Source organism: Tenacibaculum sp. AWR4_210 (assembly GCF_056160945.1).
This window is the reverse complement of the sequence record NZ_JBSWYF010000003.1, coordinates 228743-253173: the sequence shown is the minus strand read 5'-3', so window position 1 is coordinate 253173 and position 24431 is coordinate 228743. Positions and strand designations below refer to the sequence as shown.

Annotated in this window: 28 protein-coding genes; 17 read left to right on the top strand and 11 right to left on the bottom strand. The window is 38.1% G+C overall.

Going from position 1 to position 24431, the window contains the following annotated elements; translation table 11 throughout:
• Positions 1 to 386: 386 nt before the first annotated feature.
• The gene (locus tag ACXAG7_RS07045) at positions 387 to 578 is read left to right on the top strand and encodes a cold-shock protein (RefSeq protein ID WP_408043308.1); all 192 of its coding nucleotides are present in this window, start codon (positions 387 to 389) and stop codon (positions 576 to 578) included.
• A gap of 74 nt (positions 579 to 652) precedes the next feature.
• Here the strand turns inward: ACXAG7_RS07045 and ACXAG7_RS07040 are convergent, their stop codons facing one another.
• Positions 653 to 856 (bottom strand): hypothetical protein, encoded by a 204-nt coding sequence (locus ACXAG7_RS07040; RefSeq protein ID WP_408043309.1) that lies wholly within the window; start codon positions 854 to 856, stop codon positions 653 to 655.
• A gap of 218 nt (positions 857 to 1074) precedes the next feature.
• On the opposite strand from ACXAG7_RS07040, the gene ACXAG7_RS07035 reads away from it, so the two are divergent.
• From ACXAG7_RS07035 to ACXAG7_RS07025, 3 genes are all read left to right on the top strand, one after another.
• A complete protein-coding gene (locus ACXAG7_RS07035) occupies positions 1075 to 1617 on the top strand; it encodes a nucleotidyltransferase family protein (RefSeq protein WP_476666442.1) in 543 nt (180 codons plus the stop codon).
• Between the two features lie 107 nt (positions 1618 to 1724).
• Positions 1725 to 2720, top strand: coding sequence for a hypothetical protein (locus ACXAG7_RS07030; RefSeq protein ID WP_476666441.1), 996 nt, complete (start codon positions 1725 to 1727; stop codon positions 2718 to 2720).
• 86 nt (positions 2721 to 2806) lie between these two features.
• Entirely contained in the window at positions 2807 to 3151 is a 345-nt protein-coding gene (locus tag ACXAG7_RS07025; RefSeq protein WP_408043312.1) for a hypothetical protein, read from the top strand.
• A gap of 61 nt (positions 3152 to 3212) precedes the next feature.
• On the opposite strand, the gene ACXAG7_RS07020 is transcribed toward ACXAG7_RS07025, so the two are convergent.
• The 4 genes from ACXAG7_RS07020 to ACXAG7_RS07005 form a co-directional block, all read right to left on the bottom strand.
• Positions 3213 to 3398, bottom strand: coding sequence for a hypothetical protein (locus ACXAG7_RS07020; RefSeq protein WP_476666440.1), 186 nt, complete (start codon positions 3396 to 3398; stop codon positions 3213 to 3215).
• 143 nt (positions 3399 to 3541) lie between these two features.
• Entirely contained in the window at positions 3542 to 3880 is a 339-nt protein-coding gene (locus ACXAG7_RS07015; protein ID WP_476666439.1) for a DUF805 domain-containing protein, read from the bottom strand.
• A 66-nt stretch (positions 3881 to 3946) separates the two neighbouring features.
• On the bottom strand, positions 3947 to 4339 hold the full coding sequence (locus ACXAG7_RS07010) for a YchJ family protein (protein WP_476666438.1): 393 nt from the start codon (positions 4337 to 4339) through the stop codon (positions 3947 to 3949).
• A complete protein-coding gene (locus tag ACXAG7_RS07005) occupies positions 4339 to 4704 on the bottom strand; it encodes a hypothetical protein (RefSeq protein ID WP_408043316.1) in 366 nt (121 codons plus the stop codon). Before ACXAG7_RS07005 ends, ACXAG7_RS07010 begins: the two co-directional genes overlap by 1 nt.
• 199 nt (positions 4705 to 4903) lie before the next feature.
• On the opposite strand from ACXAG7_RS07005, the gene ACXAG7_RS07000 reads away from it, so the two are divergent.
• Positions 4904 to 6163 (top strand): glycosyltransferase, encoded by a 1260-nt coding sequence (locus ACXAG7_RS07000; protein ID WP_408043317.1) that lies wholly within the window; start codon positions 4904 to 4906, stop codon positions 6161 to 6163.
• Between the two features lie 85 nt (positions 6164 to 6248).
• The gene (locus tag ACXAG7_RS06995; RefSeq protein WP_408043318.1) at positions 6249 to 6809 is read left to right on the top strand and encodes a Crp/Fnr family transcriptional regulator; all 561 of its coding nucleotides are present in this window, start codon (positions 6249 to 6251) and stop codon (positions 6807 to 6809) included.
• Positions 6810 to 6866: 57 nt separating this feature from the next.
• Here ACXAG7_RS06995 and ACXAG7_RS06990 read toward each other — a convergent pair whose 3' ends face one another.
• From ACXAG7_RS06990 to ACXAG7_RS06965, 6 genes are read right to left on the bottom strand one after another with little or no spacing between them, the layout of a single operon-like run.
• Positions 6867 to 7739, bottom strand: coding sequence for a DUF5777 family beta-barrel protein (locus ACXAG7_RS06990; protein WP_476666437.1), 873 nt, complete (start codon positions 7737 to 7739; stop codon positions 6867 to 6869).
• On the bottom strand, positions 7724 to 8113 hold the full coding sequence (locus ACXAG7_RS06985; protein ID WP_408043320.1) for a hypothetical protein: 390 nt from the start codon (positions 8111 to 8113) through the stop codon (positions 7724 to 7726). The genes ACXAG7_RS06990 and ACXAG7_RS06985 overlap by 16 nt, the downstream gene beginning before the upstream one ends.
• The gene (locus tag ACXAG7_RS06980) at positions 8091 to 8636 is read right to left on the bottom strand and encodes a YceI family protein (RefSeq protein WP_476666436.1); all 546 of its coding nucleotides are present in this window, start codon (positions 8634 to 8636) and stop codon (positions 8091 to 8093) included. Before ACXAG7_RS06980 ends, ACXAG7_RS06985 begins: the two co-directional genes overlap by 23 nt.
• A gap of 7 nt (positions 8637 to 8643) precedes the next feature.
• Positions 8644 to 8988: a hypothetical protein gene (locus ACXAG7_RS06975; protein ID WP_408043322.1), complete on the bottom strand. Its 345-nt coding sequence runs from the start codon at positions 8986 to 8988 to the stop codon at positions 8644 to 8646.
• 1 nt (position 8989) lies between these two features.
• Positions 8990 to 10135: a hypothetical protein gene (locus ACXAG7_RS06970; protein ID WP_476666435.1), complete on the bottom strand. Its 1146-nt coding sequence runs from the start codon at positions 10133 to 10135 to the stop codon at positions 8990 to 8992.
• Between the two features lies 1 nt (position 10136).
• Positions 10137 to 10520, bottom strand: coding sequence for a hypothetical protein (locus ACXAG7_RS06965; RefSeq protein WP_408043324.1), 384 nt, complete (start codon positions 10518 to 10520; stop codon positions 10137 to 10139).
• A gap of 150 nt (positions 10521 to 10670) precedes the next feature.
• Between ACXAG7_RS06965 and ACXAG7_RS06960 the strand changes: the two genes are divergently transcribed.
• The 11 genes from ACXAG7_RS06960 (at position 10671) to ACXAG7_RS06910 (ending at position 24431) form a co-directional block, all read left to right on the top strand.
• A complete protein-coding gene (locus tag ACXAG7_RS06960; protein WP_408043325.1) occupies positions 10671 to 10964 on the top strand; it encodes a DUF6787 family protein in 294 nt (97 codons plus the stop codon).
• Positions 10965 to 10978: 14 nt separating this feature from the next.
• Positions 10979 to 11239, top strand: a complete 261-nt coding sequence (locus ACXAG7_RS06955) for a hypothetical protein (RefSeq protein WP_408043326.1) — start codon at positions 10979 to 10981, stop codon at positions 11237 to 11239.
• Positions 11232 to 11474 carry a hypothetical protein gene (locus ACXAG7_RS06950; RefSeq protein ID WP_408043327.1) on the top strand — a complete coding sequence of 81 codons (243 nt, stop codon included), beginning with the start codon at positions 11232 to 11234 and terminating at the stop codon, positions 11472 to 11474. Before ACXAG7_RS06955 ends, ACXAG7_RS06950 begins: the two co-directional genes overlap by 8 nt.
• 57 nt (positions 11475 to 11531) lie before the next feature.
• Positions 11532 to 12494, top strand: a complete 963-nt coding sequence (locus tag ACXAG7_RS06945; RefSeq protein ID WP_476666434.1) for a sterol desaturase family protein — start codon at positions 11532 to 11534, stop codon at positions 12492 to 12494.
• A gap of 7 nt (positions 12495 to 12501) precedes the next feature.
• Positions 12502 to 12909 carry a DUF2147 domain-containing protein gene (locus ACXAG7_RS06940; RefSeq protein WP_408043329.1) on the top strand — a complete coding sequence of 136 codons (408 nt, stop codon included), beginning with the start codon at positions 12502 to 12504 and terminating at the stop codon, positions 12907 to 12909.
• Positions 12899 to 14092 (top strand): aromatic ring-hydroxylating oxygenase subunit alpha, encoded by a 1194-nt coding sequence (locus tag ACXAG7_RS06935; protein ID WP_476666433.1) that lies wholly within the window; start codon positions 12899 to 12901, stop codon positions 14090 to 14092. Before ACXAG7_RS06940 ends, ACXAG7_RS06935 begins: the two co-directional genes overlap by 11 nt.
• A 4-nt stretch (positions 14093 to 14096) precedes the next feature.
• The gene (locus tag ACXAG7_RS06930) at positions 14097 to 15185 is read left to right on the top strand and encodes an FAD-binding oxidoreductase (RefSeq protein ID WP_476666432.1); all 1089 of its coding nucleotides are present in this window, start codon (positions 14097 to 14099) and stop codon (positions 15183 to 15185) included.
• A 229-nt stretch (positions 15186 to 15414) separates the two neighbouring features.
• Positions 15415 to 16179, top strand: a complete 765-nt coding sequence (locus ACXAG7_RS06925) for a hypothetical protein (RefSeq protein WP_476666431.1) — start codon at positions 15415 to 15417, stop codon at positions 16177 to 16179.
• Between the two features lie 162 nt (positions 16180 to 16341).
• Positions 16342 to 17121, top strand: coding sequence for a DUF481 domain-containing protein (locus ACXAG7_RS06920; RefSeq protein WP_408043335.1), 780 nt, complete (start codon positions 16342 to 16344; stop codon positions 17119 to 17121).
• 62 nt (positions 17122 to 17183) lie between these two features.
• The gene (locus ACXAG7_RS06915; protein ID WP_476666430.1) at positions 17184 to 18824 is read left to right on the top strand and encodes a tetratricopeptide repeat protein; all 1641 of its coding nucleotides are present in this window, start codon (positions 17184 to 17186) and stop codon (positions 18822 to 18824) included.
• A gap of 159 nt (positions 18825 to 18983) precedes the next feature.
• Positions 18984 to 24431, top strand: a complete 5448-nt coding sequence (locus ACXAG7_RS06910) for an immunoglobulin-like domain-containing protein (protein ID WP_476666429.1) — start codon at positions 18984 to 18986, stop codon at positions 24429 to 24431.

The following is a 24431-nucleotide window of genomic DNA, read 5'->3' as shown; positions in this document are numbered from 1 at the left end:
ATTTCTTAAAATTAGCAACTTGCAATCTGTTGTGAAGAAAAAAAACCATAAAAAAAGTAAGGATAAACTATACTTTTTACTAAAGATATGCTCGGGGTACTCTTGACTTGAGAATTTTGTTTATAAAATCGTGGAAAAAATAATGATTAGGTAGTGAAATACTAACCTAAATTAATGTACCTTTGGGACGTTCCTAAGGAATGCTTTTCATTTATAAGGTCTTATTTAGTAATTAGTTTTTTGAGTAACAACTCTTCTTGCCTTTATTTATTTTATCAGTACTTTTAAAATGGTTAGCTTTTCTATTTAGTTCAAAAAATGAGTTAAAAGATAATCAAAGGCATCTGAGGGAGCGAAGTATAAATAATCATTTAAAATTAATTAAAATGCAAGAAGGCACAGTAAAGTTTTTTAACGAATCAAAAGGTTTTGGATTTATCACAGATGCGGATACAGGTAAAGATGTATTTGTACACGTTTCTGGATTAATCGACGAAATTAGAGAAAATGACCGCGTTCGTTACAATACTGAACAAGGAAAAAAAGGTATTAACGCCGTTAATGTTGAGGTAATCTAATCTCAATTATAAAAGTTACTAAAGGTCGTCTGTACAGACGACCTTTTTTTGTACCTATTAGGTACACCATTAGTTTATGAAGTATAGCTCACGAAGAGCAAGTACAACAGAGATATCAAGATGATCAACAATAGTAGAATACGAATTCCTTTCGAGCTCAATTGTTGCCATTGGTTTTGTTTTTTGTCGGATTTTAATAGGTCAATAATGCGGTCAATACACAACATAATACCTACAATCAATAAACCTCGAATGAGGTAGGTAAGAATATTATTCACAACTTTTTTGGCGCAAAGATAGGATTAATATCAAAGAGGTGTACTGTTAAAATTTGCTGAATTTAGTATTCGATTTCAATACTGTTCAAAGAAGTTTGATTTTCAATTCGGTAGTTTAGCTGTTCAAAGAAGTCAATGGATTCGAGACTTTTTTGAATAGAAACAAAAAATGAAAACGCTATAAAAAGTAAGTAGAAATTAGTAATGCTACTGATAGTATGAATTATGAATTACAAATAAAAGAGTGGCTTTTTGCTGACGATTCGATGATGGGTGTATTACGAGCGGTGCGGGATTTAGAATTACCAGATTGTTGGATAGGAGCGGGTTTTTTGAGAAATAAAGTTTGGGACGAATTACATAATTCTCAGTATCGCTCTTTGTTCGATATTGATGTGATTTATTTCGAAGAAGGTGGGAGTGAAGTAGAGGAGCACGAGCAAATAGCACGTTTAAAAAACAGGATGCCCGAAGGTAAGTGGTCTGTTAAAAACCAAGCACGTATGCATGTCAGAAATGGGCACTCTCCTTATGAAAATTGCATTGATGCTATTTCGTTTTGGCCTGAAACGGCGACAGCGATAGCGGTAAGGGTAACCGAGAGTGATGATTTGGAATTTCTGGCCCCGTATGGATTTAGAGATCTTTTTAGTCTACAGATCCGAAAGAGCCCAAAGGCGTCTCAGCAAGTGTTTGAGGAACGTAGTCAAAAAAAGAAATGGAAATCCTATTGGATGTATTTAACATATACTTCTATTTAGAATTTTACTATTATAAGGGGCTGTTCATGTATTTTTGGCAGTCTCTTAACAATCGCCAAAACAACGTTGGTGTATCTTTCGTCGGTAGAATAGAAATTAAGAATGAGATGAAAGCTATTGTTACAGGAATCACGCTTGTCCTATTGGTAGGTGGGCAGTTGCTTTACAGTCAACGTTTGGTGCAAGAGTATCAACCTGCACCACTGAACAAAGTACAGCGCATAGGCAAAGAGACTAAGTCGGTACTACCGTATATTTCAAAAGGCTATACTTTGTACCTACCAGCAGCAAAAAATATTCGCGGAACACTCGTGTTTTTTGAAGATGCTGGCTTTGAGAAAAAGAACAAAATGGCTCGTTTGTTATATGATCAAGCCAATCAAAAAGGGTTTGCGGTCCTTTCTATTTCCACCGAAATTCCTCTGGACTTTTTCTTTAAAAAGTCATCGTTACACCAGGCGCAGGAACAGCTGAAAAAGGCAGTTACGAAGTATGAGCTACCAACGAATAATGTGTTTTTTTTAGGTGTAGGACTATCCGGTCATCGAGCATTGAGTTACCTAAAATACATTGCGGAAGAGAAACCTAAGCCACGATTGAATATTCGAGGGGTCGTTGTTTGCGATTCTGCATTAGACTGGGTACGCCAGTACAATGAAGGAGCTCGGGATGTACGTATTAACCAGAATAAGGGTGCCGTATGGGAAGGGAAATTAACAACCTATTTACTAGCGAGTAATCTTGGAGGAACACCAGCAGAGGTCATGGAAAATTATTTGAATTTTTCAATCTATAGTTATTCAGATACTAGCAGTAGAAATATTGCTGTTTTTAAAAATATTCCTTTTCGCACGTACATGCAAGAAGCCATTCAATATTGGTTAAAGGAAAAAAAGAAAACTCCCTTCGATAATAACGGCCCTGATATGGTGGGATTGGTAGCTGAATTACAAATGGCAGGAAATAAAGACGCTAGTCTAACCATTATTTATCCAAAAGATAGCAAATCGGAAAAGAAAAACGTGGAGGGAACGTGGATTTCAGTTGATAAACTAGCGCTCATGCAGTGGATTGATGAACGCGTACGCACTGAACGTGAGTAATGCTGAAAGTTAGAGAAAAAATACTAACTTTAGGACTATTAATACGCTGTATAAATCAAATCGCAGATGACTAAGAAAAAAGAGTTATGAAAAAATTATTAAAGCCATTCTTGATATGGCTCCCTTCATTGATGTTGAGTTTAATTTTTATACCCAATGCCCTGGAAAAAATAAGTTCAGCAGAACAATTGAACAAGGTTGTAAGTAATCCAGTGGTAATTGTAGGAACCGGAATATTCTTGCTGGTAGCAACCGGTTTATTTTTATATCAGAAAACAGTTTACTACGGGGCGAGCTTTTTAATAGGCTATTACGTATTAATTACAGGTATTCATATGTATAAAGGAAAACCTCATGAAGTAGTAGCTTTAATAGTAGTGGCAATTGTTTTCGCTACTTATGTAAGAGTCCCGGATATTTTGAAGTCTTAGCTGCTAGTGAGGACTTGTTAATAAGATGGTAAAATAAAAAAAGCGAGAAAACTCGCTTTTTTTAACATACTTTGAACTTTCCATCAACACAACAGTAGTCCACATCACTGATACAATTTATGAGGCTTGGATATTGGGCATTACATTGCATGCCTACACTTGGGCAAATAACCGAAATTCCTCCTTGGATGTTACGCTGTTGTTCTGAATTTAATTTTTTTCCTAAAGTGGTAATATAGTTTAACATTGATTGGTAATTTAGTACTGGAAACTTAGTTATAAATTACCCAAAATTGCGTGTAATTCCCTTACTTTAAGTAAGGAAAAATGATAAAGTTATACCACAAAAGCGACTAAAGTAACGAGCCTTCGTATTTCAAAAAAAAGAAATTATTCTGTTCCTATTTGATTGATTTCAGCTCCATTACCTTCTCCTTTTGGATTGTCACCGTATTTGTTAGGCCCAAACTTACTATCTGAAAAGATAAGAACCAATACATAAAATGGAATGAGTTGATACCAACCTGAGTTGCCTAAATCATGGCAACGTTTAGCGCTCTGCGCTATCAAAATATAGAGCAAAGGGAATATCAAAATGGCAAGCAACGGCATATTCAACGACTCCATTAAGAATTCAATGATTTGAACTAAAACCAAATAAATTAATAAGGTGAAATTGTGTTCTGATCGACGAATGCGACCTTCAAATGAAAAAATGTTTTTGAACATAATAGCAAATTTTTAAGGTGCGCAAGATACTATTTTATTTTATAGGAAAAAGGTGTGGTTATCAAATTATTGATGCGCACCGTTTAAATAGACCCAATGTCCATTTTCTCGAACAAATTTTGAGCGCTCGTGAATGAAATTCATTTTCCCGTGTTCAATAAAGTGGGCCTTGAATTCTACGATACCTGTGTCGTCATTGGGGCCTCCGGATTGGGTGTTCATTACTTGCAAGCCTAACCATTGTACAGAAGTGGTCCAATGAATTAATTCTTTCATTTCGCGTTTAGATAAACGCTCTGTGTGATGATGACTCAAGGATAGGTAATGACCATTTGCTAAAACAAATGCGCTGTAACGCGAACGCATAAGTAACTCTGCAGTGGTAGCATTGTGTACATCGCGATGGATAGGGGCACAGCAGGATTCGTAGGTTTTGTTTGGTGAGCAAGGACACTTCATTAGCAGGTAGGGTTTTGTTGGTTAGTGGTATCAATTTTAAAGCAGCGTTCCTCTCCAAGAAAGTCCAAATCGCCGTGTTTTTCTGACCAAAAACCATCTAAAATGTTAGAGGTTAAGCAACGGTATACGACAACACCTTTGTATTTGTCGTTTTCACTACCGTAGTAATAAAAATTTATCACCAGAATGTTGTCTTTAAAAAATCCATAACCGAATTGTAATTGATTGTCGTGAATGCACCATTCAGCTACAATGCGCTTATGTTGATCAAGCGTTAGTGATAGCGTACCTCGATATTCTTCGGGACTATCATTTTGATTGGTCCCAATTATGTGGTAGCTTCCGACAATATCTTCTGCGGTCATAGTTTATTTTCTATTAAGGAGGCAAAAATAATGCTTTTCAATTTGCTATGCGTTTTTAATGGGATTAAAAAAGCGTGATACCATTCATCTATACAATAGGGTTGTTGAACTAAAAAAGCTTGAAAATCAATTGTGTGGGTTTGGTAATTCAGTTGGAAAAAACTATATTTAAAGAGCTAACCCCGAAATTTAACATACAATGAAAATATTAGTCATAGATGACGAGCAATTAGTGCTACTACCCATTGAAAAACGATTAACGGCACTCGGCTATACTGTAAAGATAGAGACGAGTCCGGTAATTGGTAAAAATTTGTTTGTTTCTTTTCAGCCCGATTTGGTCATAGTGGATGTACACATGCCTACCATATCCGGTTTGGAAATTGTAAAGTTCATTCGAGAAGAACAAAAGTCAGATGCCAGAATAATGGTGTTGTCAGGAAGTGTTGATGATGAAACCATTTTACGAGGATTTGATTTGGGGATTGATGATTATATGAAAAAACCCATCAGTCTGAATGAGATATGTGCACGAACAAAACGCTTAATAGGTGTGCCACAGGGTAATGAGGCTACTGCGAAGTCGGCGAAACTAACAGACCGTGTACTTATCCAGAAGCGTAGCGTTGGCGTAGTTATTCCGTGTTACAACGAAGAAGAACGCTTGTCGGGAAGTCAATTTTTAAGCTTTATTGATGAGTATTCCGGATACAATTTGTGTTTTGTTAACGACGGAAGTAAAGACAAGACGCTTGAAGTACTAAACAGTTTGAGAGAAGGAAGAGAGGAATATATCACGGTGTATAATTGTGCCCAAAATGGAGGAAAGGCGGAGGCCGTTCGTCAGGGAATGCTCTACATGGCCACTCATAAAAAGCTGGATTATATTGGGTTTTTAGATGCAGATTTGTCAACAGATTTTGCTGATTTTGAAGATTTGGTTGCCACCATAGAAAGCGAAGATTTTAAAATTGTTAGCGGTTCAAGAATTCAAAGAATGGGGGCTAAGATTGCCAAAGACTCGGCGCGTGCCATTATCAGTATGACGATTAACTTTATCATCAGGAAAATACTTTCTATGAATTTTAAAGACACTCAATGCGGTGCTAAAATATTTGAGAGAGATGTTGTTGAAATCTTGTTTGGACAAAAGTTCATTACAAAATGGTTGTTCGACGTGGAAATTTTTATGCGTATGCAAAAGAAATTTGGTTTGCAAAGAGCCAAGGAATTGGTTTGTGAACAGCCACTAAAACGCTGGGTACATATGGATGGTTCCAAATTGTCAATGAAAGATTCTATAAAAATTGTATTTCAATTGGGGCAAATAGCTTTTACTTATAAATTAACCAATAAAGGAACTAAAAATGCAGATGTTGTTGATTTACCAGAAAATGTGGAGTTAGCGGTCAATGACGGAATGCGAAAATCAAAAAGATACACAGCCATTAATAGCTGATAAACAAAAGGAGTTAGTATGGAAAAGCAGCAATTCTCATTGCTGTTTTTTTTATGCAAATCAATGAAATTTGTAATTTAGCACTATGCAAGAGTTTATAGCCTATATAGAGGGATACATCCCATTAAATGAAGAATTAAAAAGAGCGTTAGAAGAAGTTGCCGTGCAAATTAGTTATGCTAAAAATGAATTGCTGGTAGAGGAAGGGAGAACCTGTAGACATTTGTACTTTTTAAAGGAAGGAACGGTGAGGACGTATTTTTTTCAAAAAGGAAAAGATATTACGCATTGGATCTATCCTGAAATGTCGGTGGTAACATCTTGGCACAGTTATATTTTTAGAAAGCCGGCAAACGAATATATTGAGACCACTAGTGATACTGTTGTTATTGCTATTTCTTATGACGATTGGCAAGAGCTATATGAAAAATATCCAGAACTAGAACGTTTTGGAAGATTGATGATCGAAGAACAAATTGCAACGATTGATGACTTTTACAAAGGCTATTATTTTTTAACAGCTAAAGAAAAGTACGAACTACTTGTAGAATTCTATCCTAAAATCCTTCAGATTGCGAACCTAGGACATATTGCCTCTATGTTGGGTATTAGTCAAGAGACACTAAGTCGAATTCGAGGAAAATAAAAAAAGACTTTCTCTGTGAAGAGAAAGTCTTGACATTCAAATGAAAAGGAAATCGGGTTAAAAAACACGTACAACATTAAACCCAAAAGAAATGTCTCCCTTGGCCCAATCTCCCTGTGCTTTGGTTAAAAAAGCACTGTCATTGCTACCCCTAGCATTACTAAACAACAACTGGAATACATGACCTCCAGTTTCGATATCTAGCCCCAAAGTCAATGGATTGTTATAAATGGAACTACGCGACTTATTAAAATTATAAGCGTAATCCAGATTGAGACTCATGCGCTTGCTAATTTTTAAACGGCCCCCAAGTCCTAATAAAAATTGATTGTGGGTACGCGCCTTTGTCGCATTTAAATCCTGTAGGTTGTGTCGCATAAAAATTGGTGCGACTTGTACCGATAGTTTTTTACTAAATCTTCGCGAAGCGAGTAGTTGATACGTAAAACTCATACGGTCAGCAAATTTTAACAAAGGATAGTTGGCCTTTTTTAATTCAGAATTGATATCCACACTGGCATATCCAACGAGATTTACTGGCATTTGTGTAGATTGTTGAAAAAGGCGAACTTTTAAACTTCCCGAATAGGTTTTTTCAAAACTATCCCTACTTAAACTCGTTTGGATTCCTTCCCAAAAGCTATAGGTCAATTGTATTTTCGTATTGGCCTGATCCAAACCGAAAAATTCATCGATACCATCTTTAAAAGAGCCAAACCTATGCGAAACAATTAAGTATAGGTCTCCTTTGTCCGCTAGTTTTGTAGATTGTAAATTTCCTATTTGTTGCGCTTTGAATGCTGGTGAACTAAATAGGGGAGTGCTACTCGATTCACGATCAATTTCAGAAAGTAAATCTTCTTGAGCACACAGCGGAAAGCTCATGAATAGCCCAGCTGCGATGGTGATATTTTTTATAATACTATGCATTGTTTAATTTTTAATTCTCCGAGGAGGTCATCGTAGCCCACAATTTGACCTTTTACTTGGATCCGTTGATTTGTTTTAATAGTTCTTAGGTCATCACTGTTTTTGAATTGACAAAAAATACTGTGATCTAATATGATTCCTTGTTGCTCGATACTGCTAATAGTACCGCTTATAGCTACAACTTGAGTCTTCCAATTACTATGGTTGTTCGATACTTTTTGTAGGAGGGCTTCACTAGGTCCGCTGTAGTCTACAGCTGCATTTTCGATAGCTTGCGGAGGACTAAACAGGAATACATAGCTACAGTATACCCCAATAAGAAGGGTAATACTTAGTATCAGACCATAACTTCTAGTTCTTTTTGACCAGTTCATACTTCAGAGTGATTTTGATTTCTTTGGCTATTTTTTTTCGAACGATACTTGGGATTTTAATCTTGAAATCTTCAGGTTTAACTGAGAAATTAGCCCTTAGGATGAGGGTATCACCTTCTCGTTGGATTTTGGCGATAGTCGCGATGTTTTTTGCAACGCCTCGAATTTTTAATACTCCAGAAAGTGTATAGCTTTTAGGAGTCGCTTGCACTGTAGTATCAAAGTTATCGAGTTGGCCAGTAAAACTCGCTTTTGGGTATTGATCACTGTCCATATAATTTTCATTAAAATGTTCTTGCATAAGAGCCACTTTAAATTGAAAGGCGTTGACAAAAAGCTGAGCCGCCATTTTTCCCGAGTTACTGTCGAGAATTACAGTTGTGCTGTTGTTGATTGCCTCGACGGGTTCAAAAGTTGCAACAGATGAGTTAAAATGTGTACTCCCTGTTCGCGTGTAGTATTTTTGGGCGTACATCAATTGTCCGATAAGCCCTAAAGCGAAAAGTAAAATATATTTTTTCATGTAGGTGTTAGTTTTCTAAATAACCATCCGATTTCCATTTGTCTACCAAAGCCCTCTTGTCTGGCGTTAATAAGCCTCCTTGAGGCATAGGGTTCGCAGCATCATTCATGCGTTGAATTAAAGTACCGGTACTTGCTGATGCTTTTACCTGTTGGTAGGTTTCCAAAATAAGTCCATTTCTGGGGTTGACAGCACTGTGACAGGTGAGGCAATTGGTATACATTATGGGTTTAATATCTCGCTCGTAGGTCACTTTCCTGTCGATAGTAATGCTTGCTGCTTCTGGAATTTCTGCAGTAGTACAGCTATAGGATAGCAGTACCAATGCAACGATGGTGTGGTATTTTTTCATGTTAGTTTTGTACATTAATGGTGTTGACAGTTACGGTTTTGTTTTCTTCTGCTCCAATGGTTATGCGTTGTGAAATACTCGAAATATCACCGGTGTTGGGCGATCCATCTTTATTCATATCCGCAATGACCGTTACATAGTAAGTACCGGGATGCAGGTAGGTGAATAACAGGGAATTTTCTTTATTTTCCAATTCCGGAAAGTGTAACAAGGTATCAAAGGCTCCAGCGACACTTGAAAAGTATCCAGAGTTATCTGTTAAAGGATCTCTCGACAGGTAAACTAATAGATTGCTGTCTTTGATAGCAGTTCCGCGAGTAAGTTGAACGGTTAAGGTTCCGAGGTAGGGGTGGTTGATAATAGTGTACGGATCACCTGATAAAGGAGCTAGTTCATACACGTCGTTTGCCGAATTTTGTGACAAGAACGTCGCAGATTTTGGTTTGTCTCCTGTTTTTTCTACATACAGATTGTTTTCATTAAAACCATTGGCAAAATCTAAACCAGTATCAATTTCATTTTTAGGAAAACCTGTGGCTTGTGCAGCAGCGGCTGCTAATTCAGGGTGTTTCTTGGTACCTTTAAAGGTCATGTGACGCGTAGGAACCCTATTTCCTAAGTTACTGGTATACGAGTTAAAAAACAGTTCGTTATCTTTAAATCGTAACTCAAAATACATAATACCAGTACCCCCCACAGCATCGACAAAACGATAGTATTTACCATCTTGATTTCTGTCTTCTACTTTGTCGAGTACGAAATAGCTGGTACGGTAAATGCCGTTTAATAAACCGCCATTTCGAGCCATTAATGTTCTCGTGTTTTTGTAGTTGGTTACAAAAAATGAGGTCAATAAGTTCCCCAAACTTCCTCCCTCGTGAATGCCGTGTAGATGAGATGGTGAAATTGCGCGATAGTCCCAACCAAACCAAGCGTAGTCATCGGCGATAACGCGATTGGTACCTACCCAATGTCCTTGCATTTTTGCTAAAAAATCAAATCCATCAGTATTGATATTAAAAGGTTTCACTTCTGGTGTTGGTGTAGGAGATTGATTGTTCGCTCCTCCCGTAATATCCCTAACAGTATTATCGCAACTCGTTAAGGTGAGTAAAGCAATAATTAGGGTGTGTTTTAAAAGTTTCATATTAATCTATTTTTCTGGTCCAATATTCTTTGATGGGTTTGTGCATCACGTATTTGGTGACGTCTAAACTATCCGTATTGCGTATTTTAATACGAATACTCGGTGTTTGTTGCGTTGCACCTGATACAGCATCGACGTATTCGCCATCTTTATAGTGCAGTGACGGAATGTAGATGTCTTGATCACTATGGGTGGCTTTTAAAATCGTAGTGCCATCGTCGTAATACATGACTTTGGCGGTGATTCCGCGCTCGGTACGTTCAATTTTGTAATCAGCTGTATAGTAGTTATTAGCTACTTTCCAGTCACCAAAAATGCGTTCATCAGGTGATTTTTGACAGGATGAGAAAAATACTGTGATAAGAATTAAGTACGTTTTGTTCATCTGAGAGTTTCTTTGTTACGTGGCAAAGTTGCTAAGCTTGATGAAAATAAATTTTGACTTATATCAAAATCCTTCCGCTGCGTGTATTTTGATATAGGTCAAAGTCTGTGTGATGAAAGGAATTTACTTTTGTAGCAAACCTACATTTACATGAAAAAATTAATGAATAAGTGGCAGTTAGAGAGCCCAAGACAAGTGTTGATCATACTTTTTGTATTCTCCATCACAGGATCTTCATCTATTGCAGTGGGACGTCCGTTTTTGAAGTGGATAGGGATCAATAATGAAATCATGAGTCCTTGGTTGTACTATCCCGTGTTTGTCATCACCAGCTTTGTGTGTTACCAGTTATTATTAGTAACCTACGGTTGGTTGTTTGGTCAATTTGCATTTTTTTGGACGATGGAAAAGAAGATGTTACGTCGATTTGGTCTTAAAATTTAGTATCTTTAAGAAGCATGGCTAAGAAACCTTGGAGAACGGTTATAGCATTAATTGTAATGTACCTATCAGTCCTCATGAATTGGGAGTGGGCATGGGGTTGCTTGTTTTTGTTTTGGGTAATCCCCGATATTTTCACAGGTGTAACCTACTTTATTGAACCTATCACGAAACGTGAACACCCCTGGTTGTTTTGGATTATTGTATGCACTTGGTTATTCTTTGCAGGACTGTCTATAGCAACGGTATTCACTGCTAAAGATTACTACTATGGATAAATGGAAAACGGTCTTGGCCGTAGGAATGCTAATAGGAGCCGTAATTTTTGAATGGAATTGGTTTTGGGGGTTCATTGTAGGAATGACCCTATGGCACATGTTGAGTGCCGAGGAAATTCACTTTGTAGAAACAGTAACCAAAAAAGAACACCCAAAACTCTACTGGAGCTTGTTAGTTATTTGGATGACGATCGGTGTATACACCATAGCGCAACACCTTTCGATTTTGACCTAGGTCAAAGAAAATGTTGAGGAATTGATAGATTTTTGTAGTAACTAAAATAGTCAAATTATGAATGTAGTTAGATTACTGGTTTACGCTTTGATTTGCATAGTATCCATTGTTGGAGGAGCACATTGGGCAAACCTGAATTGGCAGATTACCGAACTCAATAGTGAGTATGTGGAATATCTTTTTTACTTGGTAAATGACCTTAGCATAGTCTATGTGATTATTCCATTTTTTGTCGTAGAACTGCTTAGGTATTTGGTGTTAAAACGCCTGAAGTTGAATATTGTGCTCGATGCCTTAACAAACGGTATAACCCTCGGTGCGTTTATGCTAATAGAATATGGATTAGGACTGCTGTTAGTGACAAAATTGTACATGTACGCTTCGTATTACAGTATACTTCCTGAATTGCCATTGAATTGGATTACTGTGGGGTGTTGTATACTAATGGCTGATTTTTTGTATTACTGGGAACATCGTTTAATGCATCGCATCGGAATTGGTTGGGCCACTCATACCGTACATCACAGTTCTCCTTATTTCAATATGTCGGTGGCGTATCGATTTGGTCCTCTGGATAGTGTTTTTCCATTATTGTTTTCACTTCCTACTGTTTTATTGGGCTTTAATCCGTTTCTGTTGTTGGCTTCCGAGCTGTTTGTGCAAACATTTCAGGCCATTTTGCACACGGAAATTATAGGGAAATTACCAAAACCTTTGGAGTTTATTTTTAATACTCCTTCCCATCACCGGGTACACCACGGTTCAAATAGGCAGTATTGGGATAAGAATTATGGAGGGATTTTAATTATTTGGGATCGCTTGTTTGGGACTTTCGAACCGGAAAAAGAAACTGTAGTTTATGGTATATCAGAACCTTTAGAAAGTGTAAATCCTTTTAAAGTGTTTTTCCATGGACTGACTCGATTGGCTAAAAAAGTAAGTGAAGTCAAGGGAATGAAAAATAAATTACTGGTGTTTGTAAAACCCCCAGATTGGCTACCTGTAGTAAAAGATAAATAAGAAATAGATGAAAAATTTTATAGCAATACTGGCCTGCCTTGTGTTAACAGTTTCCTGTGCAAAAGGACAAGATCCTATTGAAGGCACGTGGAAGGTGAAAAGTGAATTTTACCAGGCCACCTATGAGTTGATCTCATTTAAAGGAAAAATCTTTGGAAAGCTTAAGTATTATAACGATGGCGAACAGGAACTCAGGGAACAAAAGAAAAAACCGAGTTATGTGTTGACCGATTTAGTTCCTGGTAAGAATGGGTACAGCAAAGGAAAGTTGTATGGCATTGATGGGAAGTATTACGAAATTAATGCAGTGCTAAAACAAGAAGATTTGTTGGAAGTTAAAATGACCTATCAAGGAAAACCATATACAGAAATTTGGAACCGTGTAAAAGAAGAAGAGAAAAGCAATGGGAAATAAGATGCATGTCTTGCCGGTAGAGGCTTATACCAGTAAACAGTGGTTTGATTTAGAAATGAGAACGTTGTTTAGTACAACTTGGCAATTTGCAGGGCTCGTTGAAGATATTCAAGAGCCGGGAGATTATATCTCCGTGCAGGCCGGTTTAAATAATATTTTTATTATTAAAGGTCGTGATTATCGATTGCGGGCATTTCACAACATGTGCAGGCATCGAGGGACTCAGCTACTCAGAGCAGTAGGGAAAGGGCAGAAGGCAATTACTTGTCCTTATCACGACTGGACGTATAGCCTAGAAGGAGAGCTGCTAAGCGTTCCCAAAAAAGAGCGTGAATTCCCTGAATTGTGCGAGGGTAAATTAAAAGATTGCGGGCTTAATTTACACAAAGCTTCGGTAGATATTTTTAAAGGAATGCTCTTTGTCCACCCCGATAAGGACGCTCCGAATATCATGGATTTTTTTGGGGAAGTAGCCCCTTGTTTAGGTCCTCACAAAGTTGAAGAACTAGTAGAGTATAGAGAAAAAGGACCTGAACCTTTCTATACCAAAGAAATAAAAGCCAATTGGAAAATTGTGGTCGAAAATTACATCGATCATTATCACTTGGCCCATTTGCATGCAGGAACCCTCAATATGTACGATCACGAAAAGGCTGAATTCGGATGGAAAGGTCCTCATTATTGGTTTTACGAACCCTTGATGCCAGATTATTTGGCAGACGTGGATAATGCGGCACAATTTCCTTTGATAGAGAGTGTGCCCAGAGAGCGAATAGGGGCTTATGTACCTTGGTTATTCCCAAATATAGGAATCACAGAAGGGGAAGCTCAATGGAATACGTTTCATGCAATTCCACTCGCTGCTGATCGAACATTGGTAGTTATAAGAACGAAAGTAGCCAATAAGTCAGAATGGGAGTTTACCAAACAGTATGCAAAGTCCTCAGCAAATAAGCTATGGCAACGTTACGGAGGGCAGGGGAAATACGAAGGGGATAGCAATGACCCTATGGCTTCTGGTGATTTTATGGCAGAAGATGTTTTTGCATGTGAGCAGCAACAAAAGTCTTTGTACTCTCCTAGGTTTAGTGTGGGAGCAAGAGCTGTACGCGGTGAGTATGCAATAGTTCGATTTCAGGAAGAAGTGAAAAAATGGATGGTAGCTCACGGAGCGGAAATATGATTTTATGAAAAAGAAAGTCTTCAAATTAGAAGTTCTGAAAAAGGAACAAGTAAGCGCAGAGGCAGTATCCCTCTTCTTTAAAATTCCATTGGCTGAAAAAAAAGCCTTTCATTTTAAGCCAGGGCAATTTCTCACAATTATTCATACTTTGGAGGGAGAATCTCTGCGCCGTTCCTATTCTATTTGTAATGATATAACTGACAATTCCTATGTGCAAATAGGAGTAAAGAAGGTGAAGAACGGGAGGATGTCCCGTTTTCTCAATGAGGAAGTGAAAGTTGGAGATTATTTAGCAGTGGAAGTTCCCATGGGAAGATTCACTGCTGAACTCGATTCAACCCAATACAAATCCTATTATTTTTTTGCTGCCGGTAGCGGAATTACTCCCATTTTATCGATGGTAAAAAGTGTTTTGAGTGTCGAACCTTACAGTCGAGTTTATGTGCTGTACGGCAATCGAAATCAAGAACAAATCATGTTTAAAGGTGATTTGGAAATTTTGAGTGAACGTTTTGCGGATCGATTTACAATTATATACCTACTTAGTCAACCCATTCGCAGTTGGAGTGAACTATGGTCAACGAAAACCGATTTTGTTTATCGCAAGGGACGTGTTGACGCCATAAACATAGCTTGGTTTATAAAAGAATACCCACCTTATGCACAAAATGCCTTGTATTTTATTTGTGGACCGGGAAGTATGATCGCGAATACCAAAGCGCGATTATTAGGTATGGATGTACCAGAAAATCGAATTGCCATAGAACGTTTTGGAAATCTTGGTGCTGAGGTACAATCAAAAGGAGGTATGGCTGCGACAGCTAAGGTGTATATCGATGAGCAGGTGTATGAATTAAAGCTTAAACAGGGAAATACGATATTGAAGGCTTTGCTCAATAGTGGAGCAACCCCCCCGTATTCCTGCGAAGGTGGGGTTTGTGGGGCCTGTGCCTGTAAGTTAGTCAAAGGAGCGGTGTTGATGGCGAACAATTCAGTACTTACCGAAGAAGAGCTCAATGCAGGTTGGATACTTTCTTGCCAGAGTACAGCAAATTCGGATAAGCTTGAAGTAGTATTTGAGCGAGAAAAGTAAGTTGAGGTATCCTAAAGAAATAGCTGCTAGGAGGAAGAATTTTTTATGTTTGATTTTTGGGCGCCTTCCAAGGTGCCCAAAATATGAATTACTTAGATAGGAGGCGCTGTCTATGAAATTTGCTGTGCTGTGTTGGTAAAATATTGTTTTTAAATGCATTCACTAGGCAAAAACAAAATAATACAAGGCTATTTTCGTTATTTACGAGAAAATCTCAATTAAGAAGTCTATGAAAAAGTGGTATATAGCGTTCTTGGTTTTTTACTCATTAACCATAAATGCGCAAGAAGTAAAAACGATACATGTTTTTGTGGCCCTATGTGATAATGTAAATCAGGGCATTGTTCCCGTTCCAGCAACTTTGGGCAATGGTGAAAAACCTCAAACAAACCTCTATTGGGGAGCAGCTTATGGTGTGAAATCCTTTTTAAAATACAAAGCTAAACAGTGGATTTTGGTAAAGAAAATACATAGACCTTCCGAGATCGTTTTGGAACGATTGCTGTTTAAGCATCGTTCAAAAAATGCGTATTTGTTGGCGGATGCTTATAAAGGTGCGGCTATAAAAAACTGCACAGAAGCTTATTTAAAAGCACTAAATTCAGAGGATGTAGTAACTATACATAACGATGGGAAGAAGCTGTCGTTTGGAGGTGCTGCCCAGCTCTTAGCCTATATAGGACACGATGGGCTTATGGAGTTTACAGTGAGTCCACCAGTTAGGAAGGGGACAGCTACAAAAAAAGAGGCTATAATTTTGGCTTGTTTTAGCAAGCGTTATTTTAAACCGTATCTTCAAAAACTGGCGGTGACTCCTGTATTATGGACAACGAATTTAATGGCTCCTGAGGCCTACACGCTCGTCGCCGCAATCGATGCCTGGTTAAACAACAAGTCGAACGATGAACTCCGAGAACAGGCAGCACAAGCCTATCACAAATACCAAAAATGTGGAATTCGAGGTGCTCGACGCCTACTTGTTTCAGGCTTTTAGCTTCAAACTTGCTTGAAATCAACAGGTTGGTTTTGTACTTTTAAACCCGGCCTCATTAACGTTAAATTGTTAGTGATTTCTTAGGATTCTCGTTAATTTTACCCTCGAATAATAGCCTCTGAGTACCGAGTTGTCATTCAGAGAAAGATGGAAAAATTAGACATGAAAATAGCACAAAAATCACGTTGGATTTACCTAGTAGTAGGATGTTTGTTTTTGGGAACTTTGAGTGCGCAGGCACAGATTGTAAATGTAGAATCACTGCGACGTGTGAGTGATACATCGAGGTGGAGTGGAAATGCGAGCCTCTCTTTCAACTTGATTAAAAATAAGAATACCTTATTCAACTTACGCAATACCCTTCAAGTACAATACTTGTATAAACAACATTTGGTCTTGTTCATCAATGAGATTAATTTTAAGGAAGTAAACGCTAAGAATTTAGTAGACAAGGGAATTCAGCATTTTCGTTATAATTATCGATTTTCAAAGTCATTCGCTTGGGAGGGATTCGTTCAAAGTCAGTTCGATGAAATATCAGCAATTGATTTTAGAGGGCTCATCGGAACGGGACCGCGGTTTAAAGTGTCTAAATCAGAAATGTATAATTTCTTTTTGGGAACTGCATTGATGTTTGAGTATGAGAAAATCGAAAATGCACTTGAAAATGTGCGTAACAGAGACTTCAGAAATAGTAGTTACCTATCGTTTAGTTTGTTTCCGAAGGAAAATATTTCCATCGTAAGTACTACCTATTTTCAACCTCGCCTGAATAAATGGAGTGATTTTAGAATTAGTAATGATAGCAAGGTCGTTATAGGAATCGTAAAGAACTTAGGATTGAGCATCGGTGTTAAGTATTTGTACGACGCCTTTCCTGCTATTGGTATCCCCAAAGAACAGTATCGAATTACTAATGGGTTGACGTATAGTTTTGACTAGTCATAAACCGCATTCTTAACCTAGGTTAATAACTTCAGAAATTAATACTTACATTTGTGGTGATGATTCGAGTGATACTTGCCACCTTTTTTGTGTGCTGTAGTCTGAGTACTTTTGGGCAACAGCCAATTCAAGATAATTTAAACCAAACATTACCTAGTACAGAGCCAATAACTGATGAGGTACATCGGTTGTTGGAATCCGCAGAAATAGAATACGAACGTAATTTTAGCAAAGCAAAAGCACAACTGTCAAAGGTTTTTCAACTTCTACAAACGCCAACAGACAGTATCGGACAACAGCAGTTGGCCAAGGCATTAGTTATTCAGGGTGTTGTATTGCGTAGAGAAGCCAAATTTCCTGAGGCAGTAGCTAGTTATTTGCAAGCTAAAAGTATATACGATAGTAATGGCGATGCGTGGAATAGTTCTGATGTATTGCACAATATCGGGATGGTGTACCGCTATCAAAATAACCATGTCAAAGCTTTAGAACACTATCGAAAGGCAATCGCTATCAAATTACCCTTAGAGGATTTTCACGGTGTTGCCGCCGGTTACAATATGATGGGAGTATCTTTCCGACAATCTAAAGAATTGGATTCCGCGAAAATATACTACGATAAGGCCAGAACGCTTTTTCAGAAGCTATCGAGTTATGATGATGTAAGAAGGGTTAATAACAATTTAGTAGCCTTGTTTTTGAATCTAAAAAATTACGATGAAGCGGAACGTATTGCCCTCGAAAACTTGCAGCATGCCAAACAGCATGGAAAGCTGTATTCTCTCTGTGTTGCTTACAGAAATGCCTCGAACGTTTACAAAGGAAAAAAAGACTACTTACAATCTTTACAGTACATAGATTCCTCACTAATAGTTGCAAAAAATCAGCAGTTTAGAGATTTGATTGCTAAGGGATATCTCAGGCGAAGCTATCTCTTCGCCAAGCTGAATAATTACAAAAAGGCGTATTACGAGTACCGTATATTTAACCGACATTCTGATTCTATTTTTAATATCGAAAATGTGAAAAAGGTGCAGGAGTTGGAACTCAATTATAAGTTTGAACAAGAAAAACGTGAAATGGAGCTTATAGCAGCTGCTGAGGCCTCACAAAAATGGCTGTATTTTGTGTTACTATTGGTAATTTCTGGAGGAGGTATTGTCATCGGCTTTTTGGTATACGTGAATAACAAAATCAAAACCAAAGCCTACAAAGCAAAATTGGCGCAGGAGCAATTGCAAAAGGAGTTACTCGATGCCAAAGTAAGAAATACGGAAGAAGAAGCAAATCGGTTAATCGCTGATAATACCATGCGATTGGTATTCAAACAAGAATTGGTAGAGCAGTTAAAAAGTAAACTAAACCAAGATACTGTTGAAGGGTTAAAAAAGAGTTTGAATTCTGTACTTACAGAATTACAGCTACAGATAAGCACAGAAATAAAACACTCCTCGCTACAAAATAAAATTACGGAAGCTAACAAGGGATTTGATAAGTTACTGCGTGAAAAATATCCGAAGTTGAGTAAGACCGAAAGAGAAATTTGTGCACTACTTCGTCTCAACTTATCAATTAAGGAAATTATGACGGTGAGGAACGCAAGCTTGGATGCTGTAAAGTCGACCAGGTATCGAATACGAAAAAAAATGGGACTCAAAACAGGAGAAGAGTTAGAGAAATTCATTCAGAATTTGCGATAATCAATTTTTATTTGAGTTTAGAGTGTTGTTTTTAATTTGTTGATGGTTAGGTGTTTGTGTGTGTTGCCACTTTTTGCCACCATTAAAAATAAGGCTAATCTACTAGGAAAAATATTTTTGCCCCAAAATGAGGGGAATCTTCAATAATATTTTGACTAGATGAAAAAACGAATTCTTGTGACAGTGCTTATGTCACTCAGTTTCTTGTCGGTTGTTGGGCAGCAAACCTATGTTCCAGATGATCAGTTTGAAGCGTATTTAGAAGCCAATGGTTTAGGAAATGGCATTGCAAATGACAATTATGTAACTACAGCAAGTATTGCAGCTATAACGAGTTTGGACGTTTCAAGTCAAGGAATTTCAGATATGACAGGAATCGCTGATTTTAGCGCGTTGCAAAACCTGTTTTGTAGAGATAATTCCTTTTCGAGTTTAGATGTTAGTTCCAATACATCTTTGGTGAAGTTAACCTGTCATGACAATTCGAGCTTAACGAGTTTGGTATTAAACAATGCTTCGTTAAAGCACTTACAGGTTGAGAATACGACGAATTTGCAAAATTTGAATTTGACGAGTCTGGTAAGCCTTGAGAAATTATGGGTGTTCAATTCGGGATTGACGAGTTTGGATGTACGAACGAATACCGAACTAAAGAGCCTTTATGCCTATGATATGGCATTGACTACGTTGGATGTCTCAAAGAATACCAAATTGACAGAATTGACAGTTCAAGATACCGGATTAACGAGTCTGGATCTGAGCAATAATCCCTTACTAAAAACGCTGTATGCCTCAAATTGTACCCTTACTGAGGTAAATTTAGAAGGAACCAATGCCTTAGAAACGTTGAGCTTGGCCAATAATCAATTGACAAGTATTGACCTAACGACCAGCACTTCCCTTAAGAATTTGTATTTGACGACCAATAAGATAACGCGCTTGGATTTAAAACAGAACACAAACTTGTTTCAAGTACAAGTTGCAGACAATCAACTGCAGTTGTTAGATGTTCGCAATGGGAAAAATGAGCTAATAGGAACTTTTGACGCACGTGCCAATTACGATTTGACAGAAGTTTTAGTCGATGATATTACTATGTCTAGTTTGGTGTTATGGCGTGTAGATAGAGCTACTTTTTGCCTGCACTGTGGAGAAACTACAGTGCCCGATGCTAATTTTGAAAACTACTTAGAAACGCATGATGCGGCAGGTAATGTTGTAGCTGTAGGAGCCTTGAATAGTTTGGGGAATGGAATTGCCAATGACGCGTTTATTCGAACTGCGGCGGCTGCAGGAGTAAGTCAGTTAAACATTGCGGCCCAATCCATTGTGAATGTTACCGGGTTGGAGATTTTTACCGATGTCGAAAAATTATTTGTTCATAGAAATAACATCGCGAGTATGGAGCTTACGACGCTTACCAAGCTAACCGAGATCTTTGCCTATGAAAATAAGCTTACAACCCTTGATTTGTCAGCCAATACTGCGCTTGTCAAGTTAATTCTTCGTGACAATGAGTTAACTGCTATAGATATTAGCCAATTATCAAAATTAAAAATGTTGACCTGTCAGCGCAATCAGTTGTCGAGTATTGATACGCAAAACAATCCAGAGCTTCATACCTTATCACTTGCCGGAAACACGGCTATCACAGGTATTGATGTGAGTAAGAACCCTAAGTTGTATGACTTGGATATCTCGGATACTCCGATAACGAGTGTAAATCTGAGTCAAAATCCAGAAATGTGGTATTTATATGCGTCCAACTGTAGGTTGACCACCATAGATTTAACTAGTAATACGGACCTTTATGAGTTGTATTTAGATGGGAATGCGTTTACGGAACTGGACTTGAGCAGCTTTCCTAATCTAGAAGTTGTACGCTGTCAAAACAACGCATTAACAAGCCTTAATTTAAGAAATGGACAAGCGGCAAACCTAACGGATTTCGATGCCAGAAATAATCCAGGACTTACCTGTATCGCTGTTAATGATGCGACGGATGCTATTGCCCGATGGACGCAAGTTGATGGGCAAACGAGCTTCAGTACATTCTGTAGTACCACGAGTGTACCGGACGATAATTTTGAAGCGTATTTAGAAACCCATACTGAAGGAGGAGCTCCAGTTGCCTTTGGCGATAAAACCAGTATGGGAAATGGTATCGCTAATGATAATTTAGTCGGGACGGAGCGTATTCAAAACATTGCGATTCTAAATATTTCCAATCAAGGAATCACGGATTTTACTGGAATTGAGGGATTCGAAAACTTACAAAGGTTGACCTGCTCTCGTAATCTAGTCACGAGCTTGGATCTTTCTTCAAACAAGAAATTGGAGGAAATTTATTGTTCAGATATGGGCTTAGAACAACTCAATATTCAAGGTCTACAACAAGTGACACGATTGGTTGCCACCAATAATGCCTTGAAAAATCTCAATTTGAGTACCAATAAAAAGCTAGCACATGCTTCATTACATTACAATGAATTGACCTCTTTAGATGTTTCTGAGAATACTGAATTGACGGATTTGCGATTTACCCAAAATAAGTTATCGAGTATTGATATTAGTGCAAATATCAAGTTAATGCGATTGTATGCTACGGATAACATGTTAACGACGTTGGATGTTTCGAAAAATACAGCCCTGCTTACCTTGAGTTGTGAGCGCAATCCGCTGGAGTCTCTCGATGTTAGCGCACTCAGCAACCTTACCTCTTTGTTTATTAATGGAACACAAATAGCGAGTATCAGCCTAGTGACCAATAGTAATTTAGAGGAATTTGGGGCAGACAATACTGCGTTGACTACCATTGATTTAAGCAATTCGACTAAAATTGATGAATTGTATTTGAATAATACGGCAATCACCGAATTGGATTTATCAAAACTTAACTTGCTTGAATATTTTGAAGGGAAGGATGCCAAGTTTGAGTTTGTTAACTTAAAAAATGGAAACAATTCGAGAGACATGGAGGTATACCTTACAGGGAACCCGAACTTGTCTTGTATTCAAGTAGATGATAGCACTGCGAGTTACCTCAGTAGTTGGGACAAAGATGTCACGGCCAGTTTTGCCAATTACTGTAAAACAACTCACATTCCCGATACACACTTTGAAAGCTTGTTGGAAAGTAGAGGTTTTGGAAATGGCATAGCTAACGATCAAAAGGTATATACAGAATTGATTGCTGCCGAAACCACTTTAATAATTCAAGATACAGAAATTGCTGATCTTACGGGAATTGAAGATTTTAAAAATTTGGAATTTTTGATTTGTAGAAGATCCAAATTGCAAACGGTTGATTTGAGTGAGAATTTAAAATTAACCATTCTCAGTTTACAGGATAATGAACTCAATGCATTGGATTTGAGTAAAAATACCGGATTGATACGATTGATAACAGCCGAAAACCCTTTGGGTTCTCTTGATCTTTCAGCACTTTCTAAGTTGGAAACCTTGGAGTGTCGTGAAAATAGTTTAACCAGCCTCGATCTCAGTAAAAATACAGTGTTGAGGTCCTTACTGCTAGGAAATAATCAACTAGCTCGATTGGATTTATCAGCGCATCCCAATTTACAACAGGTTCAGGTGGAAGATAATAATTTGATTTCCTTAAATATAGCAAATGGTAATAACGCCAATTTGACGAGTGTTAATTTATCGGGAAATGCTAGTCTAACTTGTATCCAAGTGGACGATGATACAACAGGGTATTTAAGCAGTTGGACAAAAGATGATACCGCAAGTTTTAGTGTGGACTGTGTTGCTCCTGTGATTACTTTGATAGGTGACAATCCTCAATATCAAAATTTCGGAGCTGTTTATCGTGAATTAGGGGCTACCACTGATGACGGAAGTGCTGTCAGTATTGATGATACTGCTGTTAATACACAGGTACTTGGGGTGTATGATGTACGATACAATGCCAGAGATGCTCATGGTAATGCTGCTGAGGAACTGATAAGGAAAGTACATGTGGTTGCAGGACCGAACCAAGCAATTTGGACGGGTGCAAGCAGTACCGAATGGTCGAATCCGAATAACTGGACAGGAACAGCCGTTCCTGTAGCTACAGACGAGGTTATCATAACCAATACTCTTAATAAATCGGTACTTTCAGAAAATGCTGGCAGTATAAAAAGTATGCATCTTTATGCAGGGGCCTCGTTGGAAGTTACGACAACTGGTAGTTTGACTGTACTCGAAACGATGAACAATGAGGGAGAGATACGTGTCGCATCTTCAAAATTATCGAGTGGAACACTCCTAGTACGTAGAGCAGCCTCAGGGCAGGTAACCTATGAAAGAGGTGGTTTACTGGCGGATAACTGGCACCTCGTATCTTCACCTGTGCAAGGGCAGCGAATAGCATCATTTGTTGTAAACCTAGACAATGCTATCCGTACTAACAGTACTGTAAATCCAATTCGTTATGCTGTTGCAACCTATGATGATCAGCGTTCTACCGGTGAAAAATGGCAGTATTATACAGCGGCGGATTTAGTATCTAGTTCATTACAATTTGAAGTAGGTAAAGGATATACAGCTTCTCGAGAGACCGATGGGAAACTGCACTTCACCGGGAGTCTTACAACTGGAAACCATAACGTAGCAGTGAACGGTTCATCGTGGCGAGCTTTGGGTAATCCGTATACAGCATATTATCCTGTAAATAGCCCAGTTGGAGAAACTTTTTTGAGTACAAATGTTGGAGAGCTAGACCCTGTGTATCAAGCAGTATATACCTGGGATGGCACTCAGCAAAAATACATTCCAAATTCTGGTGTAACAGCAGAAAAATACTTGGCTCCCGGACAAGCCTTCTTTGTAAAAACTGCAGCGGGTGCTAATAACCTACAGTTTCAAGAAGCATTGAGAAAGTCGATTCCGTTGGTGGGGAGTTCGTTTCAGCGATCGAGCCTTCCTACCATTCAATTGAAGTTAGTATCAAATAAAAGAGAGGTATTCACGGAGTTTTTGTTTCATGAGAGAGGAACGTTAGATCTCGATCCAGGGTATGATTTAGGAAACTTTAATGGAGCTGACTTTGATGTGTTTAGTCATTTGCCAAGAGAAATTTCTGGAGCTGATATCGGTTTCGCTGTGCAATCGTTATCAGATGATTGGAAGGTAAAGAAGGTATTACCAATTACGGTAATAAATAAGACACATCATTCGGGAAGTATAGAATTCACCGCGAAAAATATTCCTCCAAATACGGCGATACAGCTCTTCAATCCAACATCTGGTAGTTATTTGTCATTGCCTGCTGCCGGAGTTAAACACATAGATTTGAAAGATCTTACTTGTAATCCTTGTGAATTGGAATTACATATAGGAGGTAGAGATGTTGCATTGAGTGAACCGGAGGTAAGTGAATTACAGTTGGTACACAAATTGAATTCAATTGTGATTACCGGTGCTGACAGCGGTGAATTGGAATGGCGACTTTACGCCTTGTCTGGAGCTCAAATAGCAAGAAATACTCAGACTGTTGCAGCAGAAAATACGGTAGTATTACCAAAATTGGCTTCGGGAGTATACCTGTTCAATATCACCACAAAACACCAAACCAAAACCCTTAAAATACATATTAAGTAA